1 pseudogene is annotated in these 358 nt (G+C 56.7%); it reads right to left on the bottom strand.

Going from position 1 to position 358, the window contains the following annotated elements:
• Positions 1-358: pseudogene (locus IB244_RS33300) on the bottom strand (integrase); the annotation flags it as partial.

Below are 358 nucleotides of genomic sequence, written 5' to 3'. Positions count from 1 at the left end.
ACTTTTGGACCGAAAGGGTTCGGCAAAGGTTCAAGCCTGCATGTCTCATCATCGAAGTATCCCAGATCGTAGTCCATAAAGCTTGTCAGCCAGATATTGTCTTCGACCTGTTTGATGCCGACGGCCTGACCGGCGAAGACCAGACTGAGATTGATCTTCTTCCGCTTGTAGCAGATGCGTCCGCATGTTGTGACGGTGACTGTCTGGTCGTGGAACGGGTAGTCGAGATCGGGTAGGCGCGCGGTGACGCGTCGTAGCGCTCTGCCGGGTAGGCCATGTTGAGCGCCTGGTGGGGCCGCTCGCTGTTGAACTCCTCGACGAAGTCGTCGAAGCGGGCTTGCTGCTGCAGGAAATTGTC

The sequence above is a fragment of the Rhizobium sp. RHZ02 genome (assembly GCF_014851575.1).
Lineage (GTDB): Bacteria > Pseudomonadota > Alphaproteobacteria > Rhizobiales > Rhizobiaceae > Rhizobium > Rhizobium altiplani.
The sequence above is the reverse complement of the archived record's forward strand: the minus strand, read 5'-3'. Positions and strand labels throughout refer to the sequence as shown.